Consider the following 25,526-nt stretch of genomic DNA (forward strand, 5'->3'; position numbering starts at 1 on the left):
TTGCGGCCTGCCGGGCTACCGCGGCGGCCGCTGATGGTGGAGACGTGCAAGACGCCTCAGGTCAAAGAATCAGGGTTTGCGGAGCAGCCGCCTGGTCGTGTTTCATCCCTGTCAGTCCATCAGTTCGGTGATGGTGAACGGCAACGACCGCAGGCGTTTGCCGGTCGCGTGATGGACCGCGTTGCCGATGGCGGCGGCAACCCCGACCAGGCCGATCTCGCCGATCCCCTTGACGCCTACTGCGTTGTCCGAGTCCGGCTCGCCGACGAAGACGACGTCTATGTCAGGAACATCGGCATTCACCGGGACGAGATAGTCGGCCAAGGTCGCGTTGGAGACACGTCCCGAACCCTCGTCCGTGGTGATCTCCTCGAACAGTGCCTGTCCGATGCCACCGACGATTCCGCCGACGATCTGACTACGAGCCAGTTTTTCGTTCAGCACCTGACCCGCGTCGACGGCGGACACCATCCGCTTCACCCGCAGACGGCCGAGTAGGGGGTCGACCCGGACCTCCACGAAATGGGCGGCGAAAGCGCCGGCCGGGGCGATCGCATGCGTGGCTTCGACCAGCCGCCGACCGGCTCGTCCCATGCGGGAGACCGCGAGAGATCCGAGCAGCACGCCGGTCTCAGCACGCGAAGGTGCGCTGCTGCCCTGAACGGTGAGTTCGGAGCGGCCGTTCCGGGTGAGGATCGCCCCGTAGGTCTCGCTGCGCGAGGCGTCATCCTTGCGGTGGATGCGACCGCCGGCCACGACCACGTCGCGCGCCGAACAGCCGTGCAGGGGCGAGGCGTGGTCCGCGCTCGCCAAGGAGAGCAGGGCTGCGATGGCGTTCACCGTGGCGTCGCGCACGGCGTTGCTGAGCGCTGTCGCCAGGCCTGACCCTCCGGCCTGCGGCGCCCGGGGCAGGTCGGTGTCGCCGAGTTCGAACCGGACGTTCGCCGGGTCCAGTCCCAGACCGTCTGCCGCGACCTGGGTGATCACCGTGTAGGTGCCCTGACCGATGTCGGTGGCGCCGCTGCGTACGAGTACGGTGCCGTCATCGCGAACGGTGAGCGACGCATGGCACTTCGCCTGGAAATGGCCGTAGGTCACGCCGGCCATGCCGTACCCGACGAGCCAATGGCCGTCACGCATGGATCGCGGCCGCGGCGTTCGATCGGCCCAGCCGAAGCGCTCGGCACCCTGGCGGTAGCACTCGTCGAGCGCCTTGCTCGACCACGCGAGGCCGGTCTGCGGGTGGACCTTCGCGTAGTTGCGCATCCGCAGGTCGATCGGGTCCATTCCGATCGCGTACGCGACCTCGTCCAGAGCCGTTTCCAGTGCGAAGTTGCCCTCGGCCTCGCCCGGACCTCGCATGTGCGCGGGGGAGGGGATGTCGAGCCGCACCTGGCGGTCGCGACCTCGCACGTTGTCGCACCGGTAGGTGGCGGGGGTGGACAGGGTGACCGGATACAGCACGTTGGCGACCTTGGCGGCGGTCGAGGTGGCCTCGTGGTCGATCGCGGTGATGGTGCCATCGCGGAGCGCTCCGATGCGCATCCGCTGGATCGTCGCCGGGCGATGGCCGATCCCCGTGAACATCTGCGGGCGGGTCAGGACCGTCTTGACCGGCCGGCCCACGGCGCGGGCGGCCATCGCAGTGAGAATCACGTGCTGCCACAGTCGCAGACCAGCGCCGAACGCGCCGCCGACGTACGGCACCAGAACCTGGACCTTGTCCTTGGAGACGGAGAAGACCTTGGCCAGGCTGTCCCTGATCAGGTAGGGGTTCTGCGTCGAGTCGTGCACGACGAGGCGGCCGCCCTCCCAATAGGCGACCGTGCTGAAAAGCCCGAGCGGATTGTGAGCGTTCGCCTTGGTGGAGAAGGTCGCGTCGACCGTGATGTCGGCCGCTGCCAGCGCGGATTCGACATCACCGCGCTTGGCATCGAGGAAGTACGGGTTCGATCGGGCTTTGAGCGCCGGGGCGTCCAGGCTCAGAGAGGCGGTGGCGGCCTTGTGCTCGACCCGGATCAGAGCCGCCGCCGCCGTCGCCTGCTGAGGTGTCTCGGCGACGACCATGGCGATGTACTGCCCGTAGTGGTGCACGGAGGCGTCCTGCAAGGGCACCGGAGGTGGTGGGGTGATCAGATTCCAGGACGGCTTCTTCATGCGCGGCGCGTTGTGATGGGTGAAGACCGCGACGACGCCCGGGGCGGCCGCCGCTTGCGCGGTTTCGATCGAGGTGATGGTGCCGATCGCGAAAGTGCTGCGGACGAGTGCCGCGTGCAGGAGCCCGGCAACGGCGACGTCCATCGTGTACGTGGCCGCGCCGGTGACCTTCGCCGGCCCGTCGACGCGGTCCAGGCCGAGTCCGATGACCCGGGGTTCGGGCGTCATGGTGTTCCTCCGGAGACGGTGCTCAGCGCCCGCTCGATCGTGCGCCGGGCCAGTGCGACCTTGAAGGCGGTCCCGGGCACGGTGAAGGTGTCTCGTATCGCGGACGCCGCAGCGGCCCGGAACACCCCCGTGCCGGGACGCGCCCCGCGGAGAAGGCTTTCGGCGGTGGGCGCTCGCCAGGGAATGGTGCCGACGCCGCCCAGCCCCATCCGGGCGTCGTGGATGACGCCGTCGCGGATCTCCAGGACCGCGGCCGCTGAGACGAGCGCGAACTCGTAGGACGCCCGGTCGCGGATCTTCAGGTATCCCGAGGCGGTTCCGGCTGCCGGTAACGGAATCTCGACTGCGGTGATGAGCTGCCCGTGTTCCAGTACGTTCTCACGTTCAGGAGTACTGCCCGGAACGCGGTAGAACTCGGTCAGGGGTACCCGGCGCGTGCCCGTCGTGCCCTGAAGGTGGACGACAGCGTCGAGAGCGACCAGGGCGACGGCCAGATCCGAAGCGTGCAGGGCGATACAGGATTCGCCGGCGCCCAGGATGGCGTGCATGCGGGCCGACTCATCGACGGCGGCACAACCGCTGCCGGGGCTGCGTTTGTTGCATGCCCGCACCGACGGGTCGCGGAAGTAGCGGCATCGGGCACGCTGCAACAGATTCCCGCCGATGGTGGCCATATTGCGCAACTGCGTCGACGCACCCGCGAGGAGCGCCTCGCGCAGGACGGGCGCACGTTCGGCCAGCACCGGTTCGGCGGCGAGCTCCTCCATCGTCGTCAAGGCTCCGACGGTGACAGCGTGGTCCGTGCGGATCACCTCCCGCAGAGGCAGCCGCGCGATGTCGACGACTCGCCGCGGGCGCAGAACCCCGTCCTTCATGAGGTCCACCAGCGTCGTGCCACCGGCGAGATAGGCGGCGTCCGGGTCGCCGGTCACGAGTTCGACGGCCTGCTCGACATTGGTGGGCCGGACGAATGCGAATTCACGCATCGTGATTTCGCCCGCCGGCGACGTCGCGGATCGCGGCGACGATGTTCGGATACGCCCCGCACCGGCAGAGGTTGCCGCTCATGAACTCGCGGATCTCGTCATCCGAGCCTGCCCGGCCCTCGTCCAGCAAGGCCACCGCGGACATGATCTGACCGGAGGTGCAGAATCCGCATTGAAAGGCGTCCCGTCGGATGAACGCGGCCTGGAGCGGATGCAGGTCGTCGCCGGCCAGGGCCTCGATGGTGGTGACCTGCCGGCCGTCACACTGTGCCGCCAACGTCAGGCACGACAGGACGCGGCGTCCTTCCAGCAGTACCGTACAGGCGCCGCACGCGCCTTGGTCGCAGCCCTTCTTCGTCCCGGTCAGGCCGATGACGTCACGTAAGGCATCGAGCAGCGTCAGCCGGGCGTCGGCCTCCAGCTTTCGTTCGAAGCCGTTGACCTGGACCGCCGTGCGAACCAGCGGCGGTTCGAAGCTCATAAGCGCCTCATCTCGATGAGAGTCCCCGTAGGCATGAGCACACGCTAGAGCCCCGCAGTGAACAAACTCTTGATCGCGCCGGTAGCCGGGCCACCGCCTATTTCCGGCCCGCCGGTAAGATCGGACCTGCACGCGTAGGTTCGGGGGCGATGGGATGGTTGACGGACTCCTGCGGTTGGAGATCCTCGGCCCGCTCCGGGGTTGGCGCGACGGCGTCGAGCTGGACCTTGGGCCCGGTCAGCAGGCATTCCTTCTGGCTCTGCTCCTCGCCCGCGTGAACCGGCCGGTCAGCACGTCCGAGCTGATCGATCTGATCTGGGATGACGAGGCCCCGGCCAGCGCGCTCAACGTCATCCACAAGTACGTCGGAGTCCTGCGCCGCCTGCTCGAACCCGCGTTACCCACCCGTGCCACCGGCAGTTTCCTGCACCGCCGCGGCAACAGCTACCTGATCACCGCGAACTCGGAGACCCTCGACCTGCTCGCCTTCCGCGACCTCGTCTCCCAGGCGAAAGCCGAGCCTGACGAGAGGGCGCTCGACCTTCTCGCCGAGGCGCTCGGCCGCTGGCACGGACCGGCGGGCGGCGGCTTCGCTCAGCGAACGACCGCGGAGCCGGCCTTCGCCGCCCTCGACGCGGAGTTCTTCGACGCGTGCGTGACGGCGGCCACCCTGGCCGTCGCCCTGGGGCGACCGTCGAAGATCCTGCCTCCGTTGCGGTTGGCCGCCTCGATGGCACCGCTGAACGAACCCGTGCAGGCAAGCTTTGTCTCCGCCCTCAGCGCCGCGGGGAACCAGGCGGAGGCACTGGCCGTCGTCGCCGCGGTCCGCGCCCGCCTCGCCGGCGAGCTCGGGGTCGACCCCGGCCCGGCGATGCAGGCGGCGCATCGTCAAGCGCTGACGCGGAACGTGATGCCGGTCGCCGCCACCCATGGAGCCGACGCCTGGGTGGGCACGAGCAGCGACCTGGTCGGCCGCGCCAAGGAGCTCGGGGCGCTCATGCGGGCCGTACGCCGAGCCGACGCCGGCGGCAGCGGGATCGGCGTCGTCGAGGGCGAGCCCGGCGCCGGCAAGACGCGTCTGCTGGAGGAGGTGGCCGCCGGGGCGGCCAGGCATGGCGCCCTCGTCGTCTGGGGCCGCTGTCTCGATGGAGACGGAACACCCTCGTTGTGGCCCTGGACGCAGGCGATCAGCGCCGTCATCGAGAGTCTGCCCGCCACCGGGCGGCAGAAGTGGCGCGCCGGCGAACTCGGCCGGCTCGTCGGACCGCATGATGAGTCGGCCGCCGTGCCGGTCCTGACGGACACCGGCCTGCAGTTCCGGCTGTTCGAACAGGTCGTGACCGTCATCGGCGCGGCCACCGTACGGCGTCCCCTGCTGCTCGTGCTCGACGACCTGCAGTGGGCCGACGTCGCGTCCCTGCGGCTGCTCGCCCACCTCACGGCCCGGTTGCCGGCCAGGACCGTGATCCTCGGAGCGGCCCGCGACCGCGCGCCCGTCGCCGGCCTGGAGCTGTCGCATGCGCTCGCCGCGGCCGGCCGCGTCCCTGGCCACCGACGTATCCGGCTCGGCCCGCTCGACCCGACCGAGGCAGCCGAGCTCGTCCGGCGCGAGATCGGACAGGACCCTGCGCCCGCAACCGTCCGCAGCATCCACGCCCGTGCGGCGGGCAACCCGTTCTACATCCGGGAACTGTCCCGGATGCTCGCCGGTAACGCCGGGCTCAATGACGGGATGGCTCACCCCGCGGTGCCCGAGACCGTGAACGACATCGTTCTCGACCGGATGTCCGGACTCGGCGACGACGCCCGCGACCTGCTCCGGACCGCGGCTCTCATCGGCCGGGGCGTCAACCTCGATCTGCTGGCCCGAGCCGCGGGGCTCGACGCCGGAGGCTGCCTCGAACTCCTGGCGCCGGTCAAGGCGCTCGGCATACTGGAGTCCGTACAGGATGATCCGTACTCTGTGAGGTTCACCCACGATCTCGTCCGTGAGTCCGTCGCCGGGAGAACGCCGCCCGCCCAGACCGGCCGGCTGCACCTGCGCATCGCGCAGGCATTGGAGGGCACCGACCCTGAGGGCGAGCTCACCGCCGAACGACTCGCCTTTCACCTGTGGGAGGCCGGCCCGCTGGCCGACCCCGCGCGCACCGCGCGTGCGCTTGTCCGCGCGGGCGCCCAAGCGGCGTTCAAATCCGCGTTCGAGGCCGCCGAGAGGCACCTGCTGTCGGCCGTCCAGGTCTCGCGTGCGGCGGGGCTGGCCGACTTGGAGCTGTCCGCGCTGTCGTCGATCGCCACGGTCTTCTGGCGGCAGTCGAGGTCCCAGGACCCGTACCACCCCATGATGGAACGCGCCGAGAGCCTGGCTCGCGGCCTCAGCCGGGAAGGGGACGCCGCCGACTTCCTCCTCATGCGCATGGTCGCGGCTTTCAGCGCGGTCCGACCGGACCGTGCCGAACTCGCACGCAGACTGTACGAGCAGGGTGCCGCCTCGCAGGACCCGATGGTCAGGGCGTACGGCTTGCAGGCCTGGGGTCAGCACCAATGGGAGCTCGGCGACATCGGCGAGGCCGTACGGCATCTGAACGACGGCAACCGGATCATGGGGAGCGTCCCCACCACCGGGGACAGTCCCCTCCGGACCGGCCTGCGTCCGTTCGGGGCACTCCTGGGGGCGGTGGTGGCCACGATCTCCGACGACCTCGGTACGGCCCACACCCTGCTCGACGGAGTGCGGGCCGGCGCCGGGGACGATCCGTACTCGATCGCCATCTGGGCGCACTTCTCCACCATGGCCGCGGCGCTGGCCGGCGATCCGGATTGGGCGCTGACCGCGGCCGGGCCCTGGACCGCCACGGACTCTCGGCATGTGCACGTCAATGTCGACCCGTACCTGCGCATCGCCGCCTGCTGGGCACGAGCCTTGACCGGCGACGATCCGGCGGGCGCCGCGGCCGAGGCTGATCGGATCCTGACCACGACTCTCGTCGACCCGCCACGGTTCGGACTGGCGTTCCATGAGGGGCTCATCGCCGACATGCTGTTGTCGGCCGGCCTGCCACGCGAAGCGGCGGCCGCGCTCGACCGCGCCGACCGGTATCTCGACGAGTACGGCCAGCGTTATGCGGAAGGCCTGCTCCTCCTGCTGCGGGCGCGGCAGCTGCAGGCGCTCGGTGAGTCCGACTCGGTCGTCCGCGAGATCGGTGAGCGGGCGGTGGCACTGTCCAGCGAACGAGGAGCGCAGCTGTTCGCCCGGCGTGCCGAGGAGTTCCTCGCCGGCATCACGAATCCACTAAATCTGCAGTCACCGCACGTAGGTTGCTGACGCCCTGAAAACGATGTTTGGAGGTCGTGTCAGTGACCAACGAGACCCTTGATGCCGTCGGCGGCGCGAGCAGGGGGGCCGAGCGGTTCGATCACTGGATCGACGGATGGGGAGCGGCGCCCGTCGGCGGCGCCTACCGGCCGACGACCAGTCCCGTCGATCGCAGTGTCTCCTTCGAGATCGCCGACGGCGACGGGCGTGATGTCGATGCCGCCGCGGTCGCCGCATCGTCGGCTCGTCACGCCTGGGCCGCGACGAGCACCGCGGAACGTTCCGATCTGCTCCGGGCGGTCGGTACGGCCGTCCGCGAGAATCTTGACGGACTCGTCGAGGCGGAGATCGCCGAGACGGGCAAGCTGGTCGCCCACGCCCGAGCCGAGATGCTGTCCTGCGCGGACTACTTCGAGTACTACGCGGCCGTGGTGCGCACCATGCACGGCGAGACCATCGACCAAGGACCAGGACAGCACACCTATACCCGGCACGAACCGTTCGGCGTGGTCGGCATCATCGCCCCGTGGAACGGGCCGCTGAACCAGGCCTCCCGCGGTATCGCTCCGGCACTCGCCGCAGGCAACACGGTCATCGTCAAGCCATCCGAATTCACCTCGGCCGCGACCCTCAGGTTCGCCCGCCTGGCCTCGGCGGCGGGGCTTCCGCACGGCGTGCTCAACGTCGTCACGGGCACCGGCCCGGCCGCCGGAGCAGCGCTGGTGCGCCACGACGCCGTCCGCAAGGTGACCTTCACCGGCTCGGTCCCGACCGGTCAGGTCATCGCCGGGATCGCGGCAGAACGCGTCATTCCCCTGACTCTTGAACTCGGCGGCAAGTCCCCGCTGGTGGTGTTCGGGGACGCGGACCTGGACCGTGCCGCTCTCGCCGCCGCCACGACCACCCTGATGAACTCCGGGCAGGTCTGCTCGGCGACCACCCGGCTGATCGTCGAGCGCTCCGCCCAGGACGCGCTGCTCGGCCGCGTCAGCGCCATCCTCGAGCAGAAGCAGCCCGGTGTGGACTTCGGGCCCATCATCACCGAACCACAGTTCGAGAAGGTCCTCGGCTTCTTCGAGTCCGCCGCCGAGGCGGGCGCCACCGCGCTGACGGGCGGTGCCTGCTACCGCCAAGGAGCGGCCGCCTCGGGACGCTACATCGCACCCACTGTGTACAAGGACGTCACGCCGGACATGCGTATCGCGCGCGAGGAGATCTTCGGACCGGTGCTCGTGTCCCTGCCGTTCGATGGCTTCGACGAAGCCATCACGCTGGCCAACGACACCGAGTACGGACTCGCCGCAGCCGTGTGGACCGGCGACGTTGCCCGAGGGCTGCGCGCGGCACACTTGATCGAGGCGGGCCAGGTCGCGGTGAACGGCGGCGTCATGACCCAGGAGACACCCTTCGGCGGATACAAGCGCAGCGGGTACGGCCGGGAGAAGGGCGCCGCTGCCGTCTACGAATACACCCAGGTCAAAACCGTGAGCCTCGGCCTGGCCCCGCAGGAACTCGTGTCATGAACGAGCTGAATGCCCTGGAGGGCTGGGGTTTCCCGGTCCGCACGAGCCGGGGCGGAGAGGCCCGCGGCCGGTCCATCGCGGACCAGGCCGAGCGGATGGTCGAGTGGCTGAACAAGCTGGTGGGGGAGTTCAGGATCCCCACTTTGTACGTCGTGGGCGCCGACGACTGGGCTGCCGTGGCGGCGTTCCCGGTGTACGGGATGCCGCACGCGGAAGCGGACCGCATCGTCGTCGGGCAGGAACCGGCGCAATTCTGGACCGTGGTGCTCGACTCGGTCGCGCCGGTCCTCGCCGGCCACGACCGGGCCGAGCTGCGTCGCGTCTACGGCGACCCGGTAACGCTCAGCAGCTTCGCGGACCTGCTGGTGTCTCATGAGATCGGGCACTACCTGCACTCGCTGGGGGAGCCGGCTAACCCGACGGCATTCTGGCTGCGGGAAATGCTCGCGAACCTGGCGCTGCAGGGCTATGTCAGTGAGGTCGAGCCGCAACGCGAGGAGGCGCTGCTCACCGTCGTCCGGATCGTCTGGGGCGGATCCCGGCAGTGGCCGCTGTACGAGCTGCGGGACATGTTCCGGGCGCCGGAGCTGGACGGAAGCAACTACGTCTGGTTCGAGTTCGGCCTTCAGACGCTCACCAAGCGGCTGTGGGCCAACGCCGGGGCCACCGCGCTGCGATGTCTGATCGACATGCTGAACGGACCGGCGCTGACGCACGACGAGGCGATCGACGCGATCCACGCGATCGACCCCGGTGTCGCCGCGGACCTGCGGCGGTGGCCGCACTTTCTCGCAACCTGAAAGAAGGTCGCCGGCCGGGTTCAGTAGGTACGGCGTCCGGCGGCGAGCGCCGTCGGACGCCGAGCCATCAGTAGCCCAGCACCTGGCGAACCACACGGGCCATGTCGGATCAGCGGTGCCTGGCCGCGCGTCCGAGCCGCAGAGCGGAGACCAGGAAGAAGACGCCGCCGAGGAAGGCGTAGACGGCCAGGTTGGCCAGCGACGCCCCCTCCCCACCGGCCTGAAGGAAGAAGGACGTCCCGGCGAGCATCGAGATCGTCCCGCTGATGATCATCGGCCACTGACCGGACAGACGGCGGCGGCCGATGCCGAGGACGAGCTGAACGAGCCCCGACGCGATGGCCCAGACACCCCACACCCGCAGGACCGACGGGATGCCGGAGGTCACGGCGAAGACCAGCCCGATGCCGGCGAGTGTGCTGACGGCGATGTTCGCGTACAGGACGGCGGGCGAACCGGTCGCCCTGGAAGAGCGAGCATCGATGACGGCGGCGACCACGTCGAACAAGGGGTAGAGCACAAGCAGTGTGGAAGCGACCGGGCCGAGATCCGCCGCGGTCAGGAACAGCAGGACGGCCCAGACCAGGGCGAATCCGAAGCGTACGAGGTAGAGGCGCCTCAGAACACGCCCGAGGTCGGGCGCGGCCGAAGTGGCAACGGCGTTCAAGAGGTTCCCTTCACAGGACTAGAAGTCGGGGCGTTGGAGACGCAGACGCAGCACCGTGCCGGCGAGCGCGAGCAGACGCCCCCAGGTCGGGTCGATCGTGTAGCGCGTGAAGCGGGCCGACAGGTCGAGCCAGCCCTGCTTGCGGTCGTTGATCAGGTGACCCGGTGAGGTGAATCCACTGATGACGATGGACTTGTCGACGTTCTCGTAGCCCAGGACGTTGCCGAAGTTGCCGCGACCGGAGACGAGCTCCTGTCCCTCCTCGTTCCCGCCCCAGGTCAGATAGGGGTTAGTCCAGACCGTCGGTGGCATCGTGTTGACGCCGACCGCGCCGTAGCGCAGTTCCGTGACCGTGCGGTCGACGGTCGAGGCGTGGGCCTTGCGGGTGTCCTCGTCGACCAGGACGGTCACGGCGAGAGTACCGAGCAGAGTGTCGTTGCAGAAGGCTACCGCGGCGGGCGTGAACGTCTCGGCGTCGGGCGCCACATCGAGCGCGACCTCGGACATGACCTGGCAGAACGCCTCGTTGTGGACGGCGAACCCGTCATGGTCCACGTCCTCGATCACCAGGACCGCCGATGCGGGCGCGCGGTCTCGCGACTCGATGATCCGCGCGTCCGGGTAGGCGTCCTGGAAGGCGGCGAACGTCTTGTCCACCCCCGGGTAGTAGGCGGTGGTCGCCGGCGTCTGGTCCCGCAAGGCGAGCGTGACGGCGTCCAGGAACTCACGCCGCTGCGGCCAGTGCCGGCTGGTCACCAGCGTTTGGACGCGCCCGCAGACGGAACCACCATTGATCTTGACCATGGTGGCGATCTGGAGCGCCTGGTGACGGATCTCGCTCGCGGTCCAGCGGCGGTCGCCCGGGATGATGACGCACGGGTTGTTGCCGCCGCACTCGGAGACCACCTCCGTGTCGATGCCGGCCATGATCGCTTCGGCCGTGGGTGCGCCACCGGTGAAGTAGATCTTCGTCAGGCGCGGATCACGGGTCAGCTCATGCCCCTCCTCGGCGTCGCAGAAAGCGAGCGCATGCATGTCGACGAGGGGCTGGAGGACTTTCTCCCAGACCAGGTCGGCGCCGACGTTGAGGGGATGGGGTTTGTGGACGACGGCACAGCTGTCCACGAAGAGGGCGTTGATCATCTCGAGTGAGGACGCGAAGTTGCCCGCGCCGAGCACGGCGACGATGCCGCCGGGCTTCTGGTAGGGGTCGGTCCTGCGTGGTTCGCCGGTGACACGCAGGATGTCCGTCCGGTCCCCGTTGAGGAGACGGTCCCTGCCCCGGGGCCCGACCCGGATGTCGAAGCGGCCGTCGCCGGCCGGCCGCACCGTGAGCGGCTGGAGCGGTCGTCCCTGGACCAGGCCCTCGTACAGGGCGATGGCGGCCGACACGTTGGCGGCGACCGGTACCACGGTCGCCTGAACGCTCGTGCCCACCTGGTGAGCGTTGGCCGCCACGCTGCGGTCGATGCCCTTCGCCTCGCAGTCGGCGCTCACCAGGTCGTCGAAATACCGGTCGATATTGCGCCGGATCTGCTTGAGCAGGTCCAGCCGAACGGTGGCCGGAGTGGCCTTCCACCGGCCCGGGTCGGCCCAATCGACGGCTTTCGCGGCTTTCATTGTTTCCCCCTTTTATTCATGCGGATGCGCTGGTCCCCAAGCATCCGGATCGGCATTAACGTAGGGAGCGTCAGTGGAAGAAGACTGAACGTGTGGTGAATCCGGCAAGAGCCGCTACGACCAGGAGAAAGTCGTACGGGGATCGGCGACGCCGGGAGAGGCGTCGAGGCGGCGGGCGCCGTCGCGCAGATCCGCGAGCACGGTGGCCGGCGACAGGCGCGGGCGGGCGATGAGCCGCGCGGCGACAACCGCGAGGGCCAGCGGCAACCGGCCGCACAGCTCGATGATCTCGTCCACGATCTCGGGGTCGGCGGACTCGGCCCCGTTCGGCAGTCCGGCCAGGCGGAGTGTGAGCAGCGCCCGCGCCGACGACATGTCGGGCAGGTCGATCCGCACCAGGTGAGCGCCGTCGAACGCGGCCAGCGCGGTGAGCGGCCTGCGACTGGTGATCAGGACCAGGCTGCCGGCCGAGTTGGGCAGCAGCGGCCGGACCTGCTCCGAGTCGCGAGCGTTGTCCAGCAGAATGAGGAACCGCCGACCGGCGGTCAGACTCCGGTACGTGCCGATCCGCGCGTCACAGGCGTCCGGGATTTCAGACGGGGAAACGCCCAGCGCGTACAGCAGCGAAGGCAGCGCGTCGCGGACCGTGAGGCTCGCCTCCTGGGCCTGGTCCCCTTGAAGGTCGAGATAGAGCTGGCCGTCGGCGAACGTGGCGGCGACCTGGTGCGCGAGACGCGTCGCCAGCGTCGACTTGCCGACGCCGCCCATGCCGTCCATCGCCACCACCAGCGGGCCGCTCCGCCGCTCGTCGCGCATACCCGCGACCAAGCCGCGCAGGACGTCCAGCTCGGCCTCGCGGCCCACGAACACCGACAGATCCGGTGGCAGCTGAGCCGGGCGTACCAGAGGAAAAGGTGCCGCAGGTCTCGCCTCCGCCGGTTTCTCACCGGCGGGGGTCACTGTCTGGTCCAGCACCCGTCGATGAGCTTCCTGGAGATCGTGACCTGGGTCGATGCCCAGGTCGTCGGCCAGGCGGTCCCGGATCGTCCGGTACACCGCGAGCGCTTCGGCCTGATGCCCGGCCGTGGCCAGGGCGGTCATCAGGCTCGCGTGCACGGGCTCGTTGAGCGGCCCCATCTTCGTCGCGAGCCGTAGCGGCGCAAGCACGCGGGAGGGCCGCCGAGCACGGGTGGCGATCTCCGCGGCGGCCGTGGCCGCCTCGTAGAACTCGCCGTCGATGGCCGAGAAGGTCGCCATGGCGGCGGCGCTGTCCGACAGTCCCTCGCCCGCGTGGCCGTGACACAGCTGAAGAGCCTCGACGTAACGGTCGAGCGCCTGCTTCGCATCGCCTTCGGCGGCGCTCGCCCGCCCGGCGGTGACGTGCTGACGGAACGCGAACAGGTCCAGGGTCTGCGGGCCGGCCATGAAGCGGTAGCCGTTGCCCTGCCGGACGAGGTAACTGCCCGCGGCCCTGGCGCGCAGGCCAGGCTCGAGCAGCCGGCGCAGAGCGCCCACGTATTTGTGGATGACATTCACCGCGCTGGGCGGCGCCCCCGGACCCCAGATGAGATCGATCAGATGGGTCATGGCGATCGGCCGGCCCCCATGGGCCAGGAGCAGGGCCAGCAGGCATCGTTGCTGACGTGGACCCGCGTCGAGCTCGGTGTCTCCACGCCAGACCCGTACCGCGCCCATGACCTGGAGGCGCAGCGCCGCAGGGTCGCCCGGCCCCGGATCGCCGTCGGTCAAGAGGTGGGTGACTGCGGTCACGGATCGTCCTTCTCATCGCGGCTGAGTCGTTCCGGTGGGAGGTTCCGTCCGTGACGGGACCTCCCACCGGCCAGAACCTCGGCAACCGTAAGGAGATGAACTTGAGGAGTTGTGAACGGTCAGTGGATCGTCGCGCCCGGATTCGGCCGGGCGCTTCGCATCGCCTGAGATCAGGCGGTTTCGGTGATCGGGCGGTCGACCCACGACATCATGTCGCGAAGCTTCCTCCCGGTCACCTCGATCGGGTGGGCGGCGCCCTGCGCGCGGTACTTGGTGAGCTCCGGCCCACCGGCGTCGTCGTCCGCGATGAGCTTCTCGGTGAAGGCGCCTGACCGGATCTCCGAGAGGATCGTCCTCATCTCCTCCTTGACCCGGCCGTCGATCACCCGCGGCCCGCTGACATAGTCACCGAACTCGGTGGTGTCCGAGATGCTGTAGCGCATCCGGGAGATGCCGCCCTCGTACATCAGGTCCACGATCAGCTTGAGCTCGTGCAGGCACTCGAAGTACGCGATCTCCGGGGCGTACCCGGCCTCAGTGAGCACCTCGAACCCGGTCTGCACCAGCGCGGACAAGCCGTCGCCGGTCGGGTCCCGCTCCACGGCCACCAGACACGGCACGCCCTTGCCGTCCACATACTGGCGGCGGACCAGGTGACCCGGCCCCTTCGGCGCCACCATCGCCACGGTCACGCCGGCCGGCGGCTTGATCAGCTCGAACCGGATGTTCAGCCCGTGCCCGAAGAACAGCGCCTTGCCGGTGGTCAGGTTCGGGGCGATCGACTCGGTGTAGATCTGGCGCTGCGCGGTGTCCGGCGCCAGCACCATGATCACGTCGGCCCACGCCGACGCCTCGGCCGGCGTCAGCACCTTCAAGCCCTGCTCCTCGGCCTTGGCCCGGCTCTTCGAGCCCTCCTTCAGGCCGACCACCACGTCGACGCTCGAGTCACGCAGCGACAGCGAGTGCGCGTGGCCCTGGCTGCCGTACCCGATGACCGCGACCTTGCGCTGCTGGATCATGGACAGGTCGGCGTCGTAGAAAACTTCCGCGGACATGGATTCCTCTCAGTTTCTTGCTGGATTGGAATGCCTACTCGCCGAAGGCGAAGAGGCGATAGTGGGAAACGGTCTCGAAGCCGATCCGCCGATACACCGGCTCACCCGCGCTGCTCGACTGCAAGGTGGCGATGCGTCTTCCGGAGTTCCGGGCGATACGCAGCGCATCGAGGGTCAGGGCGGTGGCGATGCCACGGCGGCGGTGATCGGGGTGGGTGGCTATGCAGTAGAGCGCGGCGACGTCGGTACCGAGCGACAGCGTGCAGGTGCCGACCATGCGGCCGTCGATGACCGCGGCCCGGCGGACCACGTCAAGGCACCCGAAGGCGAGCTCACGCTCCGCGACCAGGTCGAGGCCGGTCGCGATGCCCATCGGCCCGGCGAACGTGGCGACGTACCCGGCCATCTCCGCGGCGCCGGTGATCGTGCGGAATCTCAGGTTGCCCGGCGCCTCGAACGTCGCGACGCGGTCGAGGTCCATAGCCATGATCGGCAGGGTCACGATCTCGTCGGCACCCCGCGCCATGAGCCTTTCCGCGGTGCCCTCGTCGCTGTCCGCACCGACCCACCAGGTCCACACCGAACCGTCGAGCCGCTGCCGCGCCTCGGCCACCGCGTCGTCGAGCGGTACAGCGCGGACCCGTAGAACCCCGTTCAGCAGAGGGTGCGCGATACCTGTGCGGTAGATCGGCAGGCTGGCGCCGGGATCATCGGCACCCTCGGCACCCGCCAGGCCGGTCCAGTACCGGCGATTGGCTGCGAGCTGTGGCTGCAGGTCGCGGATGGAGAGTGGCTTCAGCATGGCTGCGACGCTAATGGCGCGTAGTTGAAGCCTTCTGCATTCCGTCTGAACCCTGGGATTCTTAGATCTCGTCGGAGCGCTCGGGGCTTTGGCACCGCGGATCCGTCCTGCGTACCCTGCCTACGAGCGACGTTCATGGGGGCGGCGAGTGGCTGGTGACTGTCTGCGGCTGGAGATTCTTGGCCCGCCGAGGATCTGGCGCGATGACGTCGAGCGAGATCCCGGGCCCCGTCAGCAGGCCTACCTCCTCGCGGTTCTCCTCGCCCGCGCGGGACAGCCGGTCAGCACCGCCGACCTGATCGACCTGATCTGGGAGGACGACGTTCCGGCGTCCGCCATCAACGTCATCCACAAATACATCGGCGCCCTCCGGCGCGTGCTCGAACCGGAGCTTCCCGCCCGCGCCACCGGCGCCTACCTCCACCGCCGCGGGACCAGCTACCTGTTCAATGCCGGTCCCGGCACGCTCGACCTCATCGCCTTCCGTGACCTCGTCGCCACGGCCAGAACCGAGCACCCGGAGAGAGCTCTGGACCACTACATCACGGCACTCGGCCACTGGAAAGGCTCGGCGGGCAGCGGGCTGTCCCATCGCACCGCCGGAATACCGATCTTCGCCGCGCTCGACGCGGAGTTCTTCGACGTGTGCGTGACCGCCGCCGGCCTGGCGGTCGAGCTGGGCCGGACGGAACGCGTGCTCTCCACGCTCCAACTGGCCACGTCGATCGCGCCGCTGCACGAACCGTTGCAGGCGAGCCTCGTCACCGCTCTCGGCGCCGCGGGGCACCAGGCCGAAGCGCTGGCGGTCTTCCGTACGGTCCGCACCCGCCTCGACGAAGAACTCGGCATCGACCCTGGTCGTGCGCTCCAGGCCGCACACGAGCAGGTGCTCAAGCAGGCCGCCGCGGGCCCCGACCGGGCGATCCGCGACGAACCGCCCACTTCCGGCGGGCTGGTGGGCCGGGCCGACGAACTCGTGACGCTTCGGCGAACGCTCGGACCGGCGCTCGCCGGCGGCAGCGGGATCGGCGTCGTCGAGGGCGAGCCGGGTGTGGGCAAGACCCGCCTGCTGGAGGAGATCGCCGCCGAGGCGGACCGGCAGGGAGCGCTCGTCGTCTGGGGTCGCTGCCTGGACGGCGACGGGATGCCCTCGATGTGGCCATGGGTGCAGGCGATCGGCGCCCTTCTCGACGATCTGACCGTTCCCGAGCAGGAGAAGTGGCATACCGGTGAGCTCGGCCGGCTCGTCGAGCCGCCGGATGACGCGGGCGCCGTACCGATGATCCCGGACAGCGCCTCCCGGTTCCGGCTGTTCGAGCAGGTTGTCACCGTCATCAGCGAGTCCTCCGCGCGGCGCCCCGTACTGCTGATCATCGACGATCTCCAGTGGGCGGACATCGCCTCGCTCCAGTTGTTCGGCCACGTGGCGGCCAGACTGCCCGCCGGCACCGCGGTCATGGGAGCGCTCCGTGATCGCGCCCCCGCACCCGGCTCGGAACTGTCGCGCACGCTCGCCGCGGTCAGCCGGGTGTCCGGTCATCGTCGCGTCCGGCTCGGCCCGCTCGCCCCAGGCGAGGCGGTCGAACTCGTCCGGTTGGAGACCGGGCTGGATCCGGACCTCGACGCCGCCCGCAGCATCCATGCCCGTACCGCCGGCAACCCGTTCTTCATCCGGGAGTTGTCCCGGATGCTCGCCGATAACGGCGCCCTCTCCGAGGCCGCCGCCGTCCATGAAGCGGTTCCGGCCACTGTCCGTGACATCGTGATCGATCGGATGTCCGGCCTCGATACCGGCACCCGGGACCTGCTGAGGATCGCCGCCCTCATCGGACGGGACATCGACCTCGGCCTGCTGGCCCGCGCGGCCCACCTCGAGGTCGAGAGCTGTCTCGACCGCCTCGAGCCGGCGGCGGCCCTGGGCATGATCGAGCCGGCGCCGGACAATCCGTACTCCCTGCACTTCGCGCACGACCTGGTCCGCGAGTCGGTCGCAGCCACGGCACCGACTCCCCGTACCGGCCGGCTACATCTGCAGATCGCGGACGCCCTGGAGATCGCCGCGGCCGGTGGCGAACCCACCGCCGAGCGTCTGGCGCACCACCTGTGGGCGGCCGGACCGCTGGCCGACCCGGCCCGCACCGCCGGCGCCCTGGTACGCGCGGGCCGCAGCGCGGCGGCGAAGTCCGCGCTCGAGGCCGCCGAGCGGCATCTGCAGTCAGCCGCACAGGTGGCACGGACCGCGGGTCTCCCCGAACTGGAGCTGTCCGCCTTGTCGCAGCTCACCGCCGTCCTCGGGATGCGATCGATGTACGGATTCGCCTCGCTCGCCCAACTGGAGCGGGCCGAGCGCCTGGCTCGCGGACTCGGTCGCGAGGTCGAGGCGGCGAGTTTTCTCTACTCTCGCTGGGCCGCTCATGCCCAGGCCATCGAACTCGACCGCAGCGGCCCGCTGGCGCGCCGGTTGCTGGAGGCGGGCGAGGCGTCCGCCGACCCGTTCGTGTCGGCCAGCGGTCTGCAGGCATGGGGTATCTACCAGTGGCACCTCGGCGACATCGGGCAGGCCTACCGGTACCTCAGCCGTTCCAAAGCCGTTGTCCTCGACCTTGCGCGACATGATGAGGATCCGGTCCGGCACGACCTCCTGCTCATCATGATCGGATTGCTCGCCGAGGTGACCGCGCTGCACGGTGACCTCGGCGCGGCGCGCGAGATGCTCGGCATGCTCGAAAGAACGGCCGGCGACGACCCGTACGTGCTCACGATCTGGGCCACCTTCGCCGCACGGATCGCGTCGCTGACCGGTGACCCGGCCGAGGCGCTACGCGTCACGGAGCTGGGGATCGCCGCGGATCCCGGACAGTCTTTCGCCTACCTCGGCACCTACCAGCGGCTGGCACGATGCTGGGCGCTGACCATGACCGGAGACGGCCCCGCCAGGGCAACGGCGGAGGCCGAGCGGATCATCGCCGCGGACCTTCTCGACCCGCCGCGTTCGTGCGTCGCCACCTGGTTCGGGCTGCTGGGCGAGATGCGATTGGCGAACGGGGACACGGTCGCGGCCGCCGCCGCACTCGACCGCGCAGACCTTTGCCTGGACGCCTACGGCCAGCGCTATCCGGAAGGATTGGTCCTTCTGCAACGGGCGCGGCTGCTCCAGGCCCGTGGTGCCCCGGTGGCCGCCGTGCGGTCCGCGGGTGAACAGGCGCGCGAGCTCTCAACCACGCGTGGAGCCCACCTGTTCGCTCGCCGCGCCGAGACGTTCCTGGCCGGCCTCGGCTGACAGCGGACGGGCCATGACCGCCCCCTCCGCGTGCCTGAGCCGATCGAAAGCCGCCGCCGTGCGACCCAACTGGACGAGATCGACGGCGATGTCATTCTGGATCTCGCCGTCCACCTGCACGCTCACGAGTCGCAGAGCCAGGCTCATCGCGCGCTCCAGAACCTCGGCCGACTCCGCCGGCCGGCCGAGCCGAGCCAGGTCCTGACCCGTCTCCCAGAGGCCGATGATCTCCATGCGGCAGTCACCGGCGAGCCGGTACAGCTCGACGGCCCTCTTGCCGTGCCTGAGAGCGGCCTCGTCGCGGCCCGCCGCGTCATGGACGCGGCGTAGGTCGCTGTGCACCAATCCCTGCTCAAGGGCCATGCCGCGCTCGACATAGATGGACAGCGCCGCCGTCAGGAGCTCGAGCGCCTCGACATCGGCCCCGACGCAGAACCTCGCGCCCGCCAGGCCGCGCAGGACATGCGCCTCCCCGACCACGTCATGCTCCTGCCAGGCCGCACGCAGGGCTGCTTGCATGACGTCCGTCCATTCCTGGAAGTAGCCGGCTCGCTGGAGATACCGCTGCATGGTGAGCGCGAGCTGCCACGGCACGATTCCGTACCCGAGGTCGGCGGCGAGCCGAACCGCCTCCACGAGCACCTGCTGGTGGCAGGCGAACCACGCGATCGCCGCGTTGTACGTCGCAGGACACTCGGGCACGACGCCGGGCAGCGGCGGGGGCGGGACAGCCGGCGTCCGGTGGGGCTGGAGCAGCATCTGGGCGTTGAAGCCGCTGTGCAGATAGTGCTGGAGCAGACGACGGGTCGCGGTATCGCGCTCCATCGCGGATTCGCCGGCCAGAAGAAGTTCCTCCGCGTACGCCTTGACCAGCACGTGCGACGAGAAACAACCGGTGTCGTCCTCGGTCACCAGCGCCGCCTCCGTCAGCTCCGCCAGTGCGGCCCGGGTGCTCTGCGGCTCCCGGCCCGACAGGCTGATGCAGGCAGCGGCCGTCACTCCCGGGCCGAGTGCCAGCGACATCAGCCGGAAGAGGCGAGCGGCTTCCGCACTCAACGCGCGGTACGACCACGAGAAGGCGGTACGCGGATCGGGAAGGTCCTGGCCGCCAGGGAACGCGCCGAGCCGGTCGGCTCCGTCCCGGAGCTCGGCGACCGCATCGTCCAGTGACAACGTCGGGTGGGCGATCAGCCTCGCCGCCAGGCTCGCGAGCGCCAGCGGCAGACGACCGCAGAGCTCGACGAGCTCATCCACGGTGCTCCGCCCAGCGGTGTGGGCCGTTCCTCCCGCCGCTTGCGCGGGAAGACGGCGCACGAGCAGTTCCCGTGCCACGGCATGATCGGGCACGTCGACCCGTAGCAGGTGAGCGCCGTAGAAGGTGGCGAGATCGGCCAGCCGACGGCGGCTGGTGATCACCACCAGGCTGCCGGCGGCGCTCGGCAGTAACGGCCGGACCTGAGCGGCGTCTTGGACGTTGTCCAGCAGCAGCAGGAACCGCTTTCCTGCGGTGAGGCTGCGATAGGTGCCCACGCGCGCGTCGAACGTGTCCGGCATGTTCGACGCGGGGACGCCCAGGGCGTACAACAGCGAACTCAGCGCATCGGCGGCGGTCAGGCCGCCTTCCTCGCGCCGATCTCCCGACAGGTCGAGATAGAGCTGACCGTCGGCGAACTCACCGGCGATCGCGTGCGCGAAGTGCGCCGCCAGTGTGGACTTGCCGACGCCGCCCATGCCGTCCAGCGCCACGACCAGCGGGCTGATGCTGATCCCGCGATCGGCACGCATGCGTGCCAGTAGTGTCGTCAGCCTTTCCCGTTCGGGCGCCCGGCCGACGAACAGGGGGAGGCCGGGCGGCAGCCGAGCCGGATGCACGAGCGAGACCGCTGCCTCTGCCGGCGGCACGCTCTGGGTGAGCACTCGCCGGTGCGCCGCCTGAAGATCGTGTCCAGGGGCGATGCCGAGGTCGTCGGACAGGCGTACGCGGATCTCCTCGAAAAGGCTCAGCGCCTCGTCCCGGAGACCCAGCGCGGCGAGGGCGATGATCAGACCGGCGTAGACGGGCTCGTCGAACCGGCTCATCCGCGCCGCCAGCCGCAGCGGTGCGAGGACGAGCGACGGGCGGCGGAGCCGGACCGCGAGGTCGGCCGCAGAGACCGCCGCGTCGAGAAACTCGCGGTCGATGCGGGCGAAGGCCGCCATGGCCCCCGCGCTGTCGGCGAGGGCCTCTCCCGCATTGCCGTGACACAGCGGCAGGGCTCGCGCGTAGTGTTCGAGCGCGTTCTCCGAGCTCTGGCCACTCAGGAGACGGAACCAAGTGCGGCAGGATGGTCGGCCGTGCTCCTTCGCCTGGCCTACCTCACTAACGCGAACCTGCGCCACTTCAGGACTGCGGCCACCGCCTTGGTCAAGGCCGATCGTCGAACAGATGATCACTCGGCGGGTGCCGCTGGACCGCACACTGGAAACTCTCGGGCCTGGGACGACGTCAAGGTCGTCATCGACCTCACCGCATAGCGGAACTTCCCACGTCGGCTACTCAGCGTGACCTGTGGGTATGCCTCCGCCAAGGGGGACTTCTATGATCATCAAACGAGCCCGTCAAGAGCGCCTGAGGCACGTCGTGTTCATCGCCGCGGCCGCGGCCGCCGGCGGATTTCTGTTCGGGTACGACAGCGCCGTCATCAACGGCGCGGTAGTTGGTATCCAGAACCACTTCCGGGTGGGACCGGTCGAGACCGGGGTCGTGGTGGCGATCGCGCTGCTGGGCTCGGCCGCAGGTGCCTGGACCGGCGGAAGGCTGGCCGACCAGCTGGGGCGTACGAGGTCCATGCAGGTGGCGGCACTGCTGTTCATGATCAGCTCGATCGGGCAGATGCTGCCGTTCACGGTTTGGGATCTCGGCTTCTGGCGAGTGATCGCGGGCTTTGCGATCGGCATGGCGTCGATGCTCGCGCCCACGTACATCGCCGAGGTGGCGCCGCCCGCCTACCGCGGCCGGCTGGGGTCGTTCCAGCAGTTGGCCATCGTGCTCGGCATCGCCGTCTCACAGCTCGTCAACTACGTGATCGCCAGTATCGCCGGTGGCAACGTCAGCAACCACCTGGGGCCGCTGCAGGCCTGGCAGTGGATGCTGGGCGCCTGCGCGATCCCAGCCCTGCTGTATCTGCTGCTCGCATTGAAACTCCCCGAATCGCCCCGCTATCTGATCATGTCGGGCCGCACCCGGCAGGTGCGCGAGGTGCTGACTGAGATCGAGGGTGAAGACGTGGACCTCGACGAGCGCATCGCGGAGATCCAGCACGTGGTGCGCACCGAACGCGTGCCGGGGATGAAGGACCTGCGCGGTCCGGCGCTCGGGCTGCTGCCGATCGTCTGGATCGGCATCACTCTGTCGGCCTTCCAGCAGTTCGTCGGCATCAACGTGATCTTCTACTACTCGACCGTACTGTGGCAGTCGGTCGGCATCAACCAGAGCGAGTCCTTGCTGATCAGCTTCTCCAGCTCGATCATCAACATCATCGGCACGGTGATCGCGATGGCGCTGGTGGACAAGATCGGCCGCAAGCCACTGCTCATGATCGGCTCGGTGGGGATGACCATCGCGCTGGCCACCACGGCGTGGGCGTTCAGCGCGGCCAGGGTGACCGACGGCAGGGTTACGCTGCCGGACCAGCAGGGGCTGATCGCGCTCGTCGCCGCCAACGCGTTCGTGCTGTTCTTCGCACTGTCGTGGGGTGTGGTGGTCTGGGTGCTGCTCGGCGAGATGTTCCCCAACCGCATCCGCGCCGCAGCCCTGGGCGTCGCCGCTGCGGCCCAGTGGCTCGCCAACTGGCTGATATCAGTCTCGTTCCCGGCCCTCGCGGAGTGGAATCTTTCGCTCACTTATGCCGGGTACGCCGTCATGGCGCTGCTGTCGTTCATCTTCGTTGCCAGATGGATCAAGGAGACCAAGGGCCGCAAGCTGGAGGAAATGGGCTGACCCGCTTAGTACGGCCGTGGTGACCCGCCCGCGCGGGACACCACGAGGCCTAGGTGTGACGACGGGGACCTCGTCCCTGGCGTGACGGGATAGGACGAGCCCGAGCATGTTGACGTACGCAGTGATCCGCTCTGCCTGGTGCCGAGTCGACCGTGGCCACCGTTTACAAGGCCGAGACCTTGGTGATGATCAGCAGCGCAGCACGACAACGAAACTCGAACCGAGCAGGTGGTCGGCGATCTCCTTGCGCACCACCACCCGGTAGCAGACAGGCGGGCTGGTCGGCGAGGCAGGCCGACAACACCCCCGGTGCACCTGCTGGACGGCGGAAGGCTAGTGTCGCCGACGTGATGTGAACCGGGCCGCTTGTTCACGGGCGCGTGGGGGGATGGCGTCGCGATGTGGCCCGTCGTCGGGATCGACCTCATGTCGCAGTTGGACGCAGTCCTCGAGCAGCGCGCCGTACAACGTCCAGAGGGGTGAACGCGAATCGATCTCTGCCATCTGCCTGCGGGCAGCGCGTTCGAGGTGCTCGCCTTCCGCTACGGCGGCGCGCAGGCGGAGCAGGTCCCCGCCGCTGCCAGGGGCGACCAGCAGTTGCTCGAAACAAGCGTAAGCCTTCCCGACCGCATTCAGCAGGTCGGCGAAAACCTGGGGAAAACTGCCGGTCTCGTGCTGTCCTGGTAGGCCGCGAACCCCGGCGGCCAGGTCGGCGAGGGCACGGGTGACGCCGCGCAGTTGAAGACAGGCGTGCTCCAGGCATAGGGCAGCCTGCATGATGCGGCGCAGGCGCTGGCGGGTTCGCGCCCGACGTAGGGTGAAACGCAGGGACTCAGTCGCTCGTTCGGCGCTCTCATGGGCCGAACGCAGTCTGACGGACATGCGTCTGGCGCGGGCCAGCCATTTTTGCGCTTGGTGGGCGGTCCAGGATTGCTTGACGCCTTCCGCCAGGTCGGAGCAAAGGTCGGCGAGATCATCGGCCAGGTCGGCCATGTCCTTGGCGGCCCGACCCACGTGACGGGGCGGGATCACCAGTATGAGCGTGGCTCCGACGAGCGCGCCGATGACAATGTCGAGCAGCCGCGCCATGCCGTACTCGCGGCCCAGGGTGAATACGAGTAGAGCGGTGATGGGCGCCTGCGTGTTCTGCCACGGTATGCCGACGGTTCTGCTGACCACCAGCGCGACCGCGACCAGGACGGCCATGGTGGCGGCGCTGGTGCCGAACACCTGCACGAAGCCGATGGCAGCCGCCAGCCCGACCAGCACCGCGATGGTCTGCTGGACGGCCTGGATCAGGGTGCTGTAGGCGGTCGCTGTCACCGACAACAGCACGCCGGTGGGAGCGAGCACTGGCTGAGGTGAGCCGATCAGTTCGGTGGAGATCCACCAAGCCACCAGGCAGCCGACGGTGACCGTCGCCGTCGGCATCAGCAACTGCCTCTCACGCCGCACCCAGCGGCGTAGCCCCCGCCGCCGCCATCGACCCAAGCCGGGGACTAGGTCAGTCCACCTGTCCAGCCATCGCCTCGCGGCGGAAAATGCCATCACCGCACCCTCAGACGTGGTGCCCCACCTGGTGGCTTCCGGGTCGTCTTTCACCTTTTATCGTGAGGCTGCCCGCGTCGGGTAGCGGGCGCTCCGTTTTCGAGCGGCATTTTGCCCTCACCAGGCCTCTCGAGAACACGGCGGTGGATCGAGTGCCGACGTCGCTGACCGGCAGGAGACCTCTCAACGTCCATCCCGGTAATCGGTGGACATCGCGGTGGCGTTGGTGGACGAGGCTGAGCTGCCGCGACACCGCTTGGTGAGGTACGTGGTCGGCTACGACAGTTCTGGCAGCATGAGCGGCACGTGTCCCGTGAGACTTGTCAAGGAGATCGGCATGACCATCGCCTCGTACCCCGTGACCGACCCTGTCGCCGAGCACGGGGAAGGGCCCGTCTGGTCTGGCCAGTGGGGCGGACTGCGGTGGGTCGACATGCTGGCCGGCGACGTGCTGATGCTCGACCCCGACGGCAACGTACGCCGCCGCCATGTGGCAAAGGTCGCCGCTGTCGTACGGCCGCGCGTGTCGGGCGGCTACGTGGTCGCGGCAGAACGCGAGCTGCTGCTGGCCGACTCCGATGACCTGGACGCCCCGCTGCGCTCGCTCGGCGAGGCGTGGAACGACCCTGCGATCCGGATGAACGAGGGCGGTTGCGACCCCGACGGCCGCTTCTACATTGGCACCATGGCCTACGACGAGAGTCCCGGACGCGGCTCGTTCTACGTGGCCGAACTCGATGGGACGCTGCGGGTGGTCCTGCCCGAGGTGACGATCTCCAACGGCTTCGACTTCAGCCCGGACGGCTCCCTCGCCTACTACACCGACACCGCGACCGGGCGCGTGGACGTGTTCGACTATGATCCGGAGGGCGGGCTCAGCGGGCGCCGCCCGTTCGTATTCATCGACCGGGAGGTCGGGGCTCCGGACGGCCTGACAGTCGATGACGAGGGCGGCGTGTGGGTGGCGCTGTGGCAGGGAGCAGCCGTCCACCGCTACGACGTCGGCGGCCGCCTCGACGCGGTCGTCGGCCTGCCGGTACGCAAGGTCACCTCGGTCGCCTTCGGAGGCGAGAATCTGGACCGCCTGTTCATCACCACCTCGGCGCGGGACGTGGACCGCGCTGAGCAGCCGGAGGCGGGGTCCCTCTTCGCCGCCGACCCCGGCGTGCCAGGTCGCCCGGTCCTGCCGACAACACTCTGACCGGGTGCTCTATCTTCCTGGCCCAAAACGACGAAGCCGCCCGTCCGGAGTACGCCGACCTGCACGCCACCCCGATGTCGCGCGGTGGTCGCAGCGGAAGTCTGCCTGAACTCAGT

16 protein-coding genes are annotated in these 25,526 nt (G+C 69.2%); 6 read left to right on the forward strand and 10 right to left on the reverse strand.

Going from position 1 to position 25,526, the window contains the following annotated elements; all coding sequences use genetic code 11:
* Positions 1–111: 111 nt before the first annotated feature.
* Genes IEY87_RS43565 through IEY87_RS43575 form a run of 3 tightly spaced genes read right to left on the reverse strand, consistent with a single transcriptional unit; the run spans position 112 to position 3,852 of the window.
* Positions 112–2,385, reverse strand: a complete 2,274-nt coding sequence (locus IEY87_RS43565) for a xanthine dehydrogenase family protein molybdopterin-binding subunit (protein ID WP_189144770.1) — start codon at positions 2,383–2,385, stop codon at positions 112–114.
* Positions 2,382–3,371 (reverse strand): FAD binding domain-containing protein, encoded by a 990-nt coding sequence (locus IEY87_RS43570; RefSeq protein WP_189144771.1) that lies wholly within the window; start codon positions 3,369–3,371, stop codon positions 2,382–2,384. The genes IEY87_RS43565 and IEY87_RS43570 overlap by 4 nt, the downstream gene beginning before the upstream one ends.
* Positions 3,364–3,852: a (2Fe-2S)-binding protein gene (locus IEY87_RS43575; RefSeq protein WP_189144772.1), complete on the reverse strand. Its 489-nt coding sequence runs from the start codon at positions 3,850–3,852 to the stop codon at positions 3,364–3,366. Before IEY87_RS43575 ends, IEY87_RS43570 begins: the two co-directional genes overlap by 8 nt.
* A gap of 154 nt (positions 3,853–4,006) precedes the next feature.
* Between IEY87_RS43575 and IEY87_RS43580 the strand changes: the two genes are divergently transcribed.
* From IEY87_RS43580 to IEY87_RS43590, 3 genes are read left to right on the forward strand one after another with little or no spacing between them, the layout of a single operon-like run.
* Positions 4,007–7,174: an ATP-binding protein gene (locus IEY87_RS43580; RefSeq protein WP_189144773.1), complete on the forward strand. Its 3,168-nt coding sequence runs from the start codon at positions 4,007–4,009 to the stop codon at positions 7,172–7,174.
* Between the two features lie 32 nt (positions 7,175–7,206).
* The gene (locus tag IEY87_RS43585; protein ID WP_189144774.1) at positions 7,207–8,688 is read left to right on the forward strand and encodes an aldehyde dehydrogenase family protein; all 1,482 of its coding nucleotides are present in this window, start codon (positions 7,207–7,209) and stop codon (positions 8,686–8,688) included.
* Positions 8,685–9,488 (forward strand): hypothetical protein, encoded by an 804-nt coding sequence (locus IEY87_RS43590; RefSeq protein WP_189144775.1) that lies wholly within the window; start codon positions 8,685–8,687, stop codon positions 9,486–9,488. The genes IEY87_RS43585 and IEY87_RS43590 overlap by 4 nt, the downstream gene beginning before the upstream one ends.
* 109 nt (positions 9,489–9,597) lie before the next feature.
* On the opposite strand, the gene IEY87_RS43595 is transcribed toward IEY87_RS43590, so the two are convergent.
* From IEY87_RS43595 to IEY87_RS43615, 5 genes are all read right to left on the reverse strand, one after another.
* Entirely contained in the window at positions 9,598–10,155 is a 558-nt protein-coding gene (locus IEY87_RS43595; protein ID WP_189144776.1) for a hypothetical protein, read from the reverse strand.
* An 18-nt stretch (positions 10,156–10,173) separates the two neighbouring features.
* Entirely contained in the window at positions 10,174–11,775 is a 1,602-nt protein-coding gene (locus tag IEY87_RS43600; RefSeq protein ID WP_189144777.1) for an aldehyde dehydrogenase family protein, read from the reverse strand.
* Between the two features lie 114 nt (positions 11,776–11,889).
* Positions 11,890–13,545, reverse strand: coding sequence for an AfsR/SARP family transcriptional regulator (locus tag IEY87_RS43605; protein WP_225277012.1), 1,656 nt, complete (start codon positions 13,543–13,545; stop codon positions 11,890–11,892).
* 170 nt (positions 13,546–13,715) lie between these two features.
* On the reverse strand, positions 13,716–14,600 hold the full coding sequence (locus tag IEY87_RS43610; RefSeq protein ID WP_189144778.1) for an NADP-dependent ketol-acid reductoisomerase: 885 nt from the start codon (positions 14,598–14,600) through the stop codon (positions 13,716–13,718).
* A 34-nt stretch (positions 14,601–14,634) separates the two neighbouring features.
* A complete protein-coding gene (locus IEY87_RS43615) occupies positions 14,635–15,402 on the reverse strand; it encodes a GNAT family N-acetyltransferase (protein ID WP_189144779.1) in 768 nt (255 codons plus the stop codon).
* Positions 15,403–15,550: 148 nt separating this feature from the next.
* On the opposite strand from IEY87_RS43615, the gene IEY87_RS43620 reads away from it, so the two are divergent.
* Positions 15,551–18,682 (forward strand): ATP-binding protein, encoded by a 3,132-nt coding sequence (locus tag IEY87_RS43620; protein ID WP_189144780.1) that lies wholly within the window; start codon positions 15,551–15,553, stop codon positions 18,680–18,682.
* Here IEY87_RS43620 and IEY87_RS43625 read toward each other — a convergent pair.
* Complete coding sequence (locus tag IEY87_RS43625; RefSeq protein WP_308426485.1) at positions 18,617–21,139, reverse strand: BTAD domain-containing putative transcriptional regulator; 2,523 nt, start codon at positions 21,137–21,139, stop codon at positions 18,617–18,619. The genes IEY87_RS43620 and IEY87_RS43625 overlap by 66 nt on opposite strands.
* A gap of 121 nt (positions 21,140–21,260) precedes the next feature.
* Here IEY87_RS43625 and IEY87_RS43630 point away from each other — a divergent pair, with 121 nt between their 5' ends.
* Complete coding sequence (locus tag IEY87_RS43630) at positions 21,261–22,661, forward strand: sugar porter family MFS transporter (protein WP_225277011.1); 1,401 nt, start codon at positions 21,261–21,263, stop codon at positions 22,659–22,661.
* A 333-nt stretch (positions 22,662–22,994) separates the two neighbouring features.
* Here IEY87_RS43630 and IEY87_RS43635 read toward each other — a convergent pair whose 3' ends face one another.
* Positions 22,995–24,092: an FUSC family protein gene (locus IEY87_RS43635; RefSeq protein WP_189144783.1), complete on the reverse strand. Its 1,098-nt coding sequence runs from the start codon at positions 24,090–24,092 to the stop codon at positions 22,995–22,997.
* A gap of 454 nt (positions 24,093–24,546) precedes the next feature.
* Here IEY87_RS43635 and IEY87_RS43640 point away from each other — a divergent pair, with 454 nt between their 5' ends.
* Positions 24,547–25,410: an SMP-30/gluconolactonase/LRE family protein gene (locus tag IEY87_RS43640; protein ID WP_189144784.1), complete on the forward strand. Its 864-nt coding sequence runs from the start codon at positions 24,547–24,549 to the stop codon at positions 25,408–25,410.
* The last annotated feature ends 116 nt before the right edge of the window (positions 25,411–25,526 follow it).

Source organism: Nonomuraea glycinis (assembly GCF_014646515.1).
Lineage (GTDB): Bacteria > Actinomycetota > Actinomycetes > Streptosporangiales > Streptosporangiaceae > Nonomuraea > Nonomuraea glycinis.

What these genes read in the sequence shown, in the direction of transcription:
- IEY87_RS43565 (WP_189144770.1), bottom strand. Translation starts at nt 2,385, where the DNA reads ATGACGCCCGAACCCCGGGTCATCGGACTCGGCCTGGACCGCGTCGAC.
- IEY87_RS43570 (WP_189144771.1), bottom strand. Translation starts at nt 3,371, where the DNA reads ATGCGTGAATTCGCATTCGTCCGGCCCACCAATGTCGAGCAGGCCGTC.
- IEY87_RS43575 (WP_189144772.1), bottom strand. Translation starts at nt 3,852, where the DNA reads ATGAGCTTCGAACCGCCGCTGGTTCGCACGGCGGTCCAGGTCAACGGC.
- IEY87_RS43580 (WP_189144773.1), top strand. Translation starts at nt 4,007, where the DNA reads ATGGTTGACGGACTCCTGCGGTTGGAGATCCTCGGCCCGCTCCGGGGT.
- IEY87_RS43590 (WP_189144775.1), top strand. Translation starts at nt 8,685, where the DNA reads ATGAACGAGCTGAATGCCCTGGAGGGCTGGGGTTTCCCGGTCCGCACG.
- IEY87_RS43600 (WP_189144777.1), bottom strand. Translation starts at nt 11,775, where the DNA reads ATGAAAGCCGCGAAAGCCGTCGATTGGGCCGACCCGGGCCGGTGGAAG.
- IEY87_RS43610 (WP_189144778.1), bottom strand. Translation starts at nt 14,600, where the DNA reads ATGTCCGCGGAAGTTTTCTACGACGCCGACCTGTCCATGATCCAGCAG.
- IEY87_RS43615 (WP_189144779.1), bottom strand. Translation starts at nt 15,402, where the DNA reads ATGCTGAAGCCACTCTCCATCCGCGACCTGCAGCCACAGCTCGCAGCC.
- IEY87_RS43630 (WP_225277011.1), top strand. Translation starts at nt 21,261, where the DNA reads ATGATCATCAAACGAGCCCGTCAAGAGCGCCTGAGGCACGTCGTGTTC.
- IEY87_RS43635 (WP_189144783.1), bottom strand. Translation starts at nt 24,092, where the DNA reads ATGCCGACGGCGACGGTCACCGTCGGCTGCCTGGTGGCTTGGTGGATC.
- IEY87_RS43640 (WP_189144784.1), top strand. Translation starts at nt 24,547, where the DNA reads ATGACCATCGCCTCGTACCCCGTGACCGACCCTGTCGCCGAGCACGGG.